Here is a 2105-nt window from a genome sequence, read left to right on the forward strand (position 1 = left end):
TGGCAGGAGGGCGAGCCGATCCGGCGGTACGACTGGGCGGAGGGCTCACTGGTGATCCCGCCCGGCGAGACCTTCCATCAGCACTTCAACACCGGTGCCACGCCTGCCCGTTACCTCGCCCTGCGCCATCTCAACGCGCGCCGGGACCCGGCGACCGGACTGCCGATGTCCTCCGTCAGCACCCGGCTCGGCGGCGACCAGATCGACTACGCGGACGAGGATCCGGCGGTCCGGCTGATGTACCGCGAGGCGTGCGCCGAGCACGGCATCGCCTCGCGGATGGACGAGTTCTACGACTGACGAGCCGCGCGACGCACGAGTTCCGCGGCGGAAGAGGAGTGACCGATGGCAGCGTCCGGCCAGGCCCGGGAGACCTTCTACGACACCTGGATGCACAAGGAAGGGATCCCGGTCCACCGCGGCTACGGTATCTCCGACGTCCGTACGGTGGAGCGCGCCGACTGGGCACGCACCGGAGGCCGGGCGGCGTTCGTCCAACTGCACGGCATGGAGGGCTTCACCGGCATGCAGATCGGCGAGATCGCCGCCCGCCGGTCGTTGGAAGTCCAGCAGCATCTCCACCAGCAGTTCATCACCGTCCTGTCGGGGCGCGGCACGGCCGATGTCCGACTGCCCGGCGACTCCCGCACGACCAGCTTCGAGTGGCAGCGGGGCAGTTTCTTCGCCATCCCGCTCAACTGCGCCTATGTCCTGCACAACACGGGATCGGAGCCGGTGGTGTACATGGCCGTCAACGACGCGCCCATGGTGATGGATCTGTTCCACAACGAGGACTTCGTCTTCGCCAACGACTACCGCTTCACCGACCGGTTCTCGCCCGGCGCGGCGTACTACGCGGACAGCAGGCGCTACCAGAACTACTTCGGCGGTATCGCGGAGACCAACTTCATCGCCGACATCCACGAGATCGCGCTGGACTCCCTGGGTGTCAAGGGCAGCGGCGTGGACGCGACCGTCTTCGAGATGGCCGGCAACACCGTCGCCGCGCACATCACCTCCTGGCCGGCCGGGCGCTACCACAAGGCACACCACCATCTGGGCGGAGCGATTCTCTACGGCCTGCGGTCGGAGGGCTACGTACTCATCTGGCCGCAGGAGGCGGGCAGCCGCCCGTACCAGGCCGGCAACGGCGACCGGGTGGTCCGTGTCGAGTGGGGCGAGGGCTCCGTCTACAGCCCGCCGAGCAAGTGGTTCCACCAGCACTTCAACACCGGCCCGGGGACGGCCAGACAGCTGGCGTTCCGGGGCGGGGTGAAGCATCCGACGGGCATCCGACGGGCCGGCAACCCGATCGTGGACGGCCGTCCCGGTGTGCTGGTCAGCATCCGGGAGGGCGGCAGTCTGCTGCCGTACGAGGACGAGGACCCGCGGATACGCCGTGACTACGCAGACGCGCTGACGGCGCGAGGCATCACACCGGACATGCCTCACGAACTCTGACCCGGGTGTCACCACACCGCCACGGAGTCTGTCCGCCCACGAGGACACTCCAGGACACTCCACCCGGCTGGTCCGCGCGTGTGGCTTCTGCCGGCCCGGCGCCCTCGCCGGAGTAACACCGCTCGCGCCGCTTCCCGGCAGGCAGTAGGACGGAGACGGCGGCGGGCGGGCACGAGGAGCGGATCGGGATGCGGATCGTCGGGATGCAGATCGTTGTCGACCTCAATCGCTGTCAGAGTTACGCGCAGTGTGCGTTTCTCGCCCCTGAGGTGTTCGAGCTGCATGGCGAGGAGGCCCTGATGTACACACCGACCGTCCCCGACGATCAGCAGGAACACGTCCGCCGGGCGGCGGCGGCATGTCCGGTGCAGGCCATCCTGGTCGGGGAGCGGGCGGGCGCCCGTGTCCGGTGAACGGCGCGACGGCCGGATCGTCATCGTCGGCGCGTCGCTGGCCGGGCTGCGCGCCGCCGAGACGCTGCGCGAGAAGGGCTTCACCGGATCGCTGACATTGGTCGGGGACGAGCCCCAGCGCCCGTACGACCGGCCACCGCTGTCCAAACAAGTGCTGCTCGGGCGGGTGCGCGCGCAGGATGTCGGGCTGCCGAGCCGCCGTGAGGTGGATGCGGAGTGGCGGGGCGGGGG

General features: G+C 69.4%; 3 protein-coding genes and 1 pseudogene. All 4 read left to right on the plus strand.

Annotated features, from left to right (window positions below; genetic code table 11):
• A pseudogene (locus tag GA0115259_RS40170) lies at positions 1-300 on the plus strand (ethanolamine ammonia lyase-activating protein); the annotation flags it as partial.
• A gap of 45 nt (positions 301-345) precedes the next feature.
• Entirely contained in the window at positions 346-1461 is a 1116-nt protein-coding gene (locus GA0115259_RS10375) for a hypothetical protein (RefSeq protein WP_093594171.1), read from the plus strand.
• A 203-nt stretch (positions 1462-1664) separates the two neighbouring features.
• A complete protein-coding gene (locus tag GA0115259_RS10380; RefSeq protein ID WP_093594174.1) occupies positions 1665-1874 on the plus strand; it encodes a ferredoxin in 210 nt (69 codons plus the stop codon).
• The coding region (locus GA0115259_RS10385; protein WP_161230333.1) for an FAD-dependent oxidoreductase at positions 1864-2105 on the plus strand (242 nt) is incomplete at its 3' end. The genes GA0115259_RS10380 and GA0115259_RS10385, both read left to right, overlap by 11 nt.

Origin of the sequence: Streptomyces sp. MnatMP-M17 (assembly GCF_900091995.1) — a bacterium.
Taxonomy (GTDB): Bacteria; Actinomycetota; Actinomycetes; order Streptomycetales; family Streptomycetaceae; genus Streptomyces.

Excerpts from the sequence above, each read along its gene's own strand:
- GA0115259_RS10375 (WP_093594171.1), top strand. The coding sequence starts at position 346 with ATGGCAGCGTCCGGCCAGGCCCGGGAGACCTTCTACGACACCTGGATG.
- GA0115259_RS10380 (WP_093594174.1), top strand. The coding sequence starts at position 1,665 with ATGCAGATCGTTGTCGACCTCAATCGCTGTCAGAGTTACGCGCAGTGT.